Genomic DNA, 7,242 nt, shown 5'->3' on the forward strand with positions numbered 1-7,242 from the left:
AGAGCCGCTCAGAGGCTGTCAGAAATGGCGGGAATTGAGGCTAAGACCATTCACCGTCTATTGGAGTTCGATCCGGCGACTAGAGGGTTTAAACGGTCTGTTGACGACCCCTTACCTCACAATGCAATTGTTGTCGATGAAGCTTCAATGTTGGATTTATTCTTGGCGAATTCTTTAGTCAAGGCGATTCGGACTGATGCCCATTTACTCATAGTGGGAGATATCGACCAACTACCTTCTGTGGGGCCAGGAAGCGTACTGGGCGATCTGATTAAATCGGGTCGGATTCCAGTAGTCAGACTCACTCAAGTGTTCCGTCAAGCCCAATCGAGTGGGATTATTCGCGCTGCTCACCAAATTAATCGCGGACAATATCCCACTTTGGAACCGATTTCTGATACGCCTGTGTCGGATTGTCTATGGCATAGTGGCGGCTTTGAACCGGAACATGGGGTGCAAACGATTTGCGAGTTGATTCGAGATTTTGTGCCCAGTTTAGGGTTTAATCCGGTTACGGACGTGCAGGTATTGTGTCCGATGACCAGAGGGATAGTGGGAACACGCAATTTGAATCAGGTGTTGCAAGAATTACTCAATCCTCCTACTCCTGAAAAAGCGCAAATTAATCGCGGTGGGGATATTCTACGGGTAGGAGATCGGGTGATTCAACTCAAGAACGATTACGAGCGGGAGGTATTTAATGGAGATTTGGGGGTGGTTAATGCGATCGATTCAACTGAGCATGAGGTGATGATTCAGTTTGAGGGGAGAGAAGTTATCTATGACTATGCGGACTTAAATGAACTAGGATTGGCTTGGTCGATTAGCATCCATAAATCTCAAGGTTCGGAGTATCCGGTGGTGATTTTGCCGTTGTATATGCAGCATTACCTATTGTTATCGCGAAATTTAGTGTATACCGGATTGACTAGGGCGAAGCAGTTAGCGATCGTGGTGGGTTCTAATAAGGCGATTGGGTTGGCGGTGAGACAAAATCAGGTTGGGAAAAGATATACTCGTCTACCTGCCAGATTGGGAGGAAATACCCTATCTTATGATGCGAGAGCTTCGACTAAATAATTGGCGGAAGGAGCGACATTCATCGATTCTTCGTTCGCGATCTTGGTATGATGGCAGAGGATAGATCGAGCGATACTAGACTTTGTGTTAGGGCAGGCGAATATCCAAGCTTTACGGAAGAAACCCAACGACTGAAGCACAGCCTACTGAGTAAGTTTAGAATTATGGCTCTAACGCTAGGCTATCCAGATAATTGGTCGGAAATTGCCGCAACAGTTAAGCAAGCAGCAGGCTATCGCTGTAATCGCTGTGGCTTGAAATGCCTGCCGCCACATAATAGTTACCGCCACCTCGACCTCTCGCTCAGACGCAAACTGTCAGCGCAAGTTCACCATCTAGATGGGAATCCCGCCCAGAATGACAAGTCTAATCTGGTTTGTCTGTGCAGTGGGTGTCATTTGCGGATGCACCGCCATCGTCCTCAACCGACACCAGGGCAATTGTCACTAAAGTTAAAGCTGCCCAAAGTACGCAAACCTCGCAAACAAAGGCAAAATTGGCAGTTAACGCTTGCCGATCTGATCGATCGATTACCCCGATTATCAGGAGAATTGTATCAGCAACTGGAATTAGACTTGAACAATAACTAGCAGCTTGCGCGTCGTTTAACGACGATCGACAATGTTATCAGGCCAATAGGTCGTCGATTTGGGCTAACAGTTTATCAATTTTCTTCCACTTCTGTGGATCTTGCCACACCTTGATACTTGTTGCTTTTTTGAGGGTGGACTGAATCCGCTGCTTGGGTTCTTCTTCTGGACGAGGAACCCGTCCGTCAGAACTCCGCTGTTTGGGTTCGAGATTAATGGGTGGTGGAGAAATTTGAGTACTTTTCACCTGATCTTTAATCTGGGTCAGACTCCAGTGTTGCTCAATCGCCATTTCCAGCATTTCTGCTCGCCGATCGAGGCGAGGTCATCGATCTTAGCAATTGCTTGTGCTTTGGTATATTCAATCTCTCCTTTGAGAATTGCGTCTAGCAACAGATCGGGCAGGTTGAGCAATGGCAACCGATTATTCACAAACGACCGCCAGCTCATGCCTTTGGCGTTATCAGTGATGACTCGATCAACGATGATTTGGCGATCTTCGATGTTACCCATAACGTTATGGGTAACTTTTTTACCTTTAGCTAAATTGTCGAGAGCATAAAGAATAGACTTAACTTCGTCGTTTGTGCCAACCTCCAACTCGATCGCCAATAGATTCAGAATTGCTTGAGTTTCTTCGATCAGATTGAGGTTGTCGCGGTGTATATTTTCAGCTAGGGCTAATCTACGGGTATCGCGATCGGATAGAGCTAGAATAACAACGGGAACTGTAGTTAAGTTATTAGCCCTAGCCGCGATCAATCGTCGCTCTCCAGCAATCAGTTCGTAACCATCATCGATCGAACGAACTACTAAATTTTGCAGAATTCCAAATTCATGCACATTTGCATTAAGTTGAGCTTGACTATCAGAATCGAAGTATTTGCGAGGTTGATAAGGAGAGCGTTTAATCGAATCAGGCGGTAGGTGTGTAGTCGGCTGTGCTTGCTGCAATCGTTCAATTTCAGCTTGAAGCGCGGTAATAGTTTCTCGATTGGCAGTGGTTGAAGTGGTCGTCAGACTCGTACCAATTTCGTTAAAGCGATCTAATCTACTCATAATTACGGTTGGTTGATAACTGCTAAAATTTGATTGGTAAGGGTGCGAAACTCTTTTGCTGCTTTATGACCAGAACGATATTTTCCGATCGCTAGTCCATTGCCATTAGCGTTTTTAATTTCGTTAGACTGGTTAATTGTCGGATACAGCCGCAAATTCATTTTTTGAGTGATTTCCTGGAGAAACTCCAAACACTTACGATGTGTACCCGATTTGGCATCATAGGCATTAGGGATAATTCCCAGAATTTGCGGTGGTGGGTTGAGATTGAGATCTTCGTTTAATACTTGTAACCATTGGATCAGACCATTTAACCCAGACAAAGCTTTATCTTCCAAAATCAGTGGGATTAGCACATAATTAGCGGCGACGATCGCATTTTCACAAATTTTACCTAATGTAGCAGGACAATCAATTAAGATCGTACCATGAGGTAATGGGGATTTATGAAGTCGATCTGCTAATACATACTCACTGCGCCTACGGTTGACCAACTCATTTTGGATTTCAGCCATGCCAATATGCCCGCGACAAACATCTATGTGTTCGTTAGGGATGGGAGATAGTGACCATAAGCCATCGTACTTCTCACTTAATACCCTAATAATGGTGTTATCCATCTGTTCGGCTAGGGGAAATCCGCAAAATAGGTCGAGATTATGCTGAGGATCGAGATCTATTAAAGCAACCTTCGAGCCAAGCTTACTCATTTCATAACCCACATTACGCACGATCGTACTTTTTCCCGCACCACCTGAGTTGGAAAGCACAGCAATAATTGTTTGCTTATTCTTGCTTGTCATTGATAATTGCTTTACCTAAATAAAAGGAATGATGGACTCCACTTTTTCGTAGCCTTAGATAGCGATATGGGCCATAGCCGTTAATAAACTTGGATTCGATATAACCATAACTGCCATTAGCACCAATGCCAACTCGATCGAGATACTCGGTCTGTTTATTCATTTCAGCCAATTCTGGTTGACAACTGGCTAGTTGTCGCTCTTGTAAAATCACCTGAATTGCTTTAACAACTAATTCTAGTGCCTCTGCGTCCAATCGATCTAAACTGGCAACAATTTCCTCAATTGGGATGTTTGAGAACTTTTTCGATTTAGCCATGTCGATCGATTAACGACTGATTGCAATTTAATTATACCGTCTATTGTCTAGTTTTCTAGGCATTCAGCTTAGAATCTATTAATTTTATTAGGGTGCAACTAAGTTTATTTATAGAGAGCTTATGCACCCTAATAAATTCACCAAGCAAATGTAGAATGATGAGCAATCGATGGTCGTATTCTAAATTAGGGTGCAAGAATACCTAATTTAGCTAAGTTAATGCACCCTAATAGATCGATCTGGTAAATAATCGAAACACAATGAACGAGCCAATTACTGCGCTTCGAGGAAGAAGTACGATGGGCAGAGAACGCTAAATTAGCGCACCCTAATTAATTACAGAACGATCAGTAATTGACTAAAATGTTATGGATAGCTGTATTTAGCAATTCTCGTGAATCCTAATCCACAAGTAGAACACCTCAAACAATATCAAATCGAACCAGCACCATTGAATCTGGCAGATCGGTCTTTGTCAGTTAAGGTCGAATGGGATGTGTACAATCATATTAAGAGTAAGTCCAACCCATCTGCCTGGATGAGAGATGCTTTAGCAGCAGCCTATCACAAAGAAATTATTCAGCAAAATTGCCAAGATTGAAAACGCTCCATGCCTATGCCTCAAAGCTGCAAGTAGATTGATTAGCTAGGACTGAATATTCTGGTAATAGACTTCTTCATAGGGCTGCACCACCACAAATCCATTACCCCGAAATAGCATCTGTACCGATTCACCAGAGCCTCTACCGATGAAGGTTTTCCACTGGATATCGGTTTTCAGTTCTGGTTCTAGGTTGCCCGACCACATTACAGTGGCATTGGGATCGGTGGTGACGGGAGAGTTGGGGGTAACTGGCAAAGTCAATGGATCGTAGTGACTGGTAATAGCGACCATTCCGGTGCCTTCAAGCCGAATATTGAATAAACCACCCGCTAACATTGAAGAGATTCGACGCATCATTTTGATCTCTGGCTTGAGGCTCATTTCAAACGCCAGTAGGTCATTGCCATTTACGCAAATTGCTTCGTTTTTGAGTTGCAGAATGGTAATCTTTTTGCCGGAGTCGGCACAGAATACCGATCCATGTCCCATTGCTTTCGTCAACTGGGTGCCTTCACCAGAGATGGCTTTTTTGAGCAGGTTGCCCAGACCCTGATCGAGTAGTCCTTCGCGAACAAATTTGACTTGGCCAGTGTAGGCAACCATTGCTCCCATTTTGATCCAGACTTCGCCGTTAAGATTAATATCGAGCATTCGATCGGATTCTAATTCAAATAATCCTTGCTGAAGATCTCGGTCGAGTGTTTTGTTCACAAAGGCTGCTAAGGAGTAGCGGTTTTCAGTCATAAATCCTCTTGCGCTTGCACTAGCAAATTTTGGATAGCCTTGATTGTACACTAATCAGTAGTATTTTTATATTGACCTTGACTGACTTAATCGAACAGCTTGAATTAGATGTCGAACTTTTCTCGATCGGGAATTATTCAATTTTCATGTTGCTCAAGTATTGTTTTTTACAATTGAATGCTCAGCCATATCTGAAAGATTAAGAAGTAGTTGCTATTACTAAGCCATCAACCCCACTGTGAATAATTTTTGAGAATTTTATAGATTTATTCGGAGTTTGTTTCTAATGCAAGTTACTTTATCTGGTCACACTGGTCGCACTACTTCTACATCTGATGTTCCTCGTAAAGATGGTAGTGGCTACTTTCAAATTTCTGATACATCTTTAGCCGTCAAAGTTTCTGAAGATACAACTGATTGGTATCAATTGAAATTTATTGGCGATTCACTTGTCAAAGCAGCTAATTACCTAACTAAAGGTTGTCCAGTAAGCATTGTTGGTGATATGGCATTCGAGCATTGGAATGATGAAGATGGCAATCTTCGTGCTAAACCTGTCGTTACTGTGTCTGAAATTCAATTACCACCCAAATCTAAAGCTGCTTAGTCAGATTCCATGCTTGTTGATATTTGGTGAAATTAATCTCTATTTATTTAGAGGTTAGTTTTACTTCGCTTTGTATTCCAAATCACTCACTTCATTAGGACAAAATCCATGCGTACTGCTACTTCCAACCTCGTAATTTTAACTGTTCAAATCAGCGATACAACCATCACTGGTACTGCTATTGATGGCGATATTCTAGTTAACTTTGCAGTTGCTAAAACTGATGTTAATCAAAGATTATTCGTGCCAGAGTCTAACTTAGTTGTCACTGGTAAATTCCGGTTGGCTACTACCATTGCCACGATCGGCATGTGGATTACTTCCGTCATAGCGGTTGTTTCCATCCCCGCACCTACTGAGATTGAGCTTGTTGAAGAAACTATTGTCACTCTTACACCTGCCCAGAAACGTGCCGCTACTATTGCTGTGAATAAAGCCAAAGCCACGTCTGAGACTGCACTCGTTTCATAATTACTAGTAAGCAATTTATCTGTGTACTTTGCTTCGGAACTAGGAGAGTTAGTAGTAATTTATTTGCTGCTAACTTTCACTATTTTTGCCAATAAAAAAGGTCGAGTAACGACCAAAACAATGATTAATGAAACTCTATGTTAGCGCAATAACCTTCGACAGTTCAAGGTTTCACCTTCTCAGAAATACTTCCAGGCTTAGTTATTTGTGAAGCACCAGCCGACGATCCTCATGCTTGGGGAAATGCTCACACAGATCAGCCCGCATTCCTATTCTATTTGGGCTATAACATTCCACAGGAAAGAGATGAGTGGATTGCTCGACTTCGGGGGATATGGAAGATCGACACAGAAATTATGTATCGTGCTGCAAAGCGAGTTTCTAACTATTGGTATGAGATCAAGATTCGTGGAATGCAGCGATATTCAGATCCCACTGTATTCGATCTGGACTATTTAAGTGAGTCAGAACAGTATGGGTTAGACTTTTTAGTTCACATGCGACAGATGGAGCTAGAAGCGGCTGCTTATGAGGAGATGACGACATCTGGAATCCTTAAATCAGCTTAGAATATAAATACCTCTGCTCTGGAACTAGCAGAGGTATCTTGAAATATAAAAATCTTTTGGTAAATAGCCTAGTTTGGATTGAATCTTATTCATTATTAATTAACAAGATTTTAGGAGAAATATTATGATTAGTGGATTATTTATGGGTTGGACAGATCCCATTAGTAAAGCGTGGTATCCAATCCAAAAGATGTCAAAAAATGCTGATGGCTATCGTACTTGTTATGTTAATGGAGTATTTGATGCGATCGATGCTAGTCCTAATATGCGATTGCTATTTGAGAAAAAGTTAATTAAACCTTTGGAGGTTAAAATCACCAAGGAAATCCCTTCTGTCTTTGCTCAACGGATGCCGATAGCACGTCCTGAAGATTCCGTCAAAGAGTTGCAGTTCCT

11 protein-coding genes and 1 pseudogene are annotated in these 7,242 nt (G+C 42.4%); 7 read left to right on the forward strand and 5 right to left on the reverse strand.

Annotation, left to right across the window (positions count from 1 at the left end; genetic code table 11):
- Both RMO55_RS07620 and RMO55_RS07625 read left to right on the forward strand, forming a co-directional pair.
- On the forward strand, positions 1-1,080 hold a 1,080-nt coding region (locus RMO55_RS07620; RefSeq protein ID WP_310425497.1), incomplete at its 5' end, for an AAA family ATPase.
- Positions 1,081-1,127: 47 nt separating this feature from the next.
- The gene (locus tag RMO55_RS07625) at positions 1,128-1,670 is read left to right on the forward strand and encodes a restriction endonuclease (protein ID WP_310425498.1); all 543 of its coding nucleotides are present in this window, start codon (positions 1,128-1,130) and stop codon (positions 1,668-1,670) included.
- A gap of 37 nt (positions 1,671-1,707) precedes the next feature.
- On the opposite strand, the gene RMO55_RS07630 is transcribed toward RMO55_RS07625, so the two are convergent.
- Genes RMO55_RS07630 through RMO55_RS07645 form a run of 4 tightly spaced genes read right to left on the reverse strand, consistent with a single transcriptional unit; the run spans position 1,708 to position 3,851 of the window.
- On the reverse strand, positions 1,708-1,962 hold the full coding sequence (locus tag RMO55_RS07630; protein ID WP_310425499.1) for a hypothetical protein: 255 nt from the start codon (positions 1,960-1,962) through the stop codon (positions 1,708-1,710).
- A complete protein-coding gene (locus RMO55_RS07635; RefSeq protein WP_310425501.1) occupies positions 1,935-2,729 on the reverse strand; it encodes a ParB/RepB/Spo0J family partition protein in 795 nt (264 codons plus the stop codon). Before RMO55_RS07635 ends, RMO55_RS07630 begins: the two co-directional genes overlap by 28 nt.
- 2 nt (positions 2,730-2,731) lie before the next feature.
- A complete protein-coding gene (locus RMO55_RS07640; RefSeq protein ID WP_310425503.1) occupies positions 2,732-3,532 on the reverse strand; it encodes a ParA family protein in 801 nt (266 codons plus the stop codon).
- The gene (locus RMO55_RS07645; RefSeq protein ID WP_310425504.1) at positions 3,516-3,851 is read right to left on the reverse strand and encodes a hypothetical protein; all 336 of its coding nucleotides are present in this window, start codon (positions 3,849-3,851) and stop codon (positions 3,516-3,518) included. The genes RMO55_RS07640 and RMO55_RS07645 overlap by 17 nt, the downstream gene beginning before the upstream one ends.
- Before the next feature lie 394 nt (positions 3,852-4,245).
- On the opposite strand from RMO55_RS07645, the gene RMO55_RS07650 reads away from it, so the two are divergent.
- A complete protein-coding gene (locus tag RMO55_RS07650) occupies positions 4,246-4,452 on the forward strand; it encodes a hypothetical protein (RefSeq protein WP_310425506.1) in 207 nt (68 codons plus the stop codon).
- A 45-nt stretch (positions 4,453-4,497) separates the two neighbouring features.
- On the opposite strand, the gene RMO55_RS07655 is transcribed toward RMO55_RS07650, so the two are convergent.
- Entirely contained in the window at positions 4,498-5,199 is a 702-nt protein-coding gene (locus RMO55_RS07655) for an AIM24 family protein (RefSeq protein ID WP_310425508.1), read from the reverse strand.
- Positions 5,200-5,485: 286 nt separating this feature from the next.
- Here RMO55_RS07655 and RMO55_RS07660 point away from each other — a divergent pair, with 286 nt between their 5' ends.
- The 4 genes and pseudogenes from RMO55_RS07660 to RMO55_RS07675 all read left to right on the forward strand — a co-directional run.
- Positions 5,486-5,806: a single-stranded DNA-binding protein gene (locus RMO55_RS07660; RefSeq protein WP_310425510.1), complete on the forward strand. Its 321-nt coding sequence runs from the start codon at positions 5,486-5,488 to the stop codon at positions 5,804-5,806.
- Positions 5,807-5,914: 108 nt separating this feature from the next.
- Positions 5,915-6,277, forward strand: coding sequence for a hypothetical protein (locus RMO55_RS07665; RefSeq protein WP_310425512.1), 363 nt, complete (start codon positions 5,915-5,917; stop codon positions 6,275-6,277).
- Positions 6,278-6,633: 356 nt separating this feature from the next.
- Complete coding sequence (locus RMO55_RS07670; RefSeq protein ID WP_310425513.1) at positions 6,634-6,846, forward strand: hypothetical protein; 213 nt, start codon at positions 6,634-6,636, stop codon at positions 6,844-6,846.
- Positions 6,847-6,970: 124 nt separating this feature from the next.
- Positions 6,971-7,242: pseudogene (locus tag RMO55_RS07675) on the forward strand (hypothetical protein); the annotation flags it as partial.

The sequence above is a fragment of the Chamaesiphon sp. VAR_48_metabat_135_sub genome (assembly GCF_031418915.1).
Lineage (GTDB): Bacteria > Cyanobacteriota > Cyanobacteriia > Cyanobacteriales > Chamaesiphonaceae > Chamaesiphon.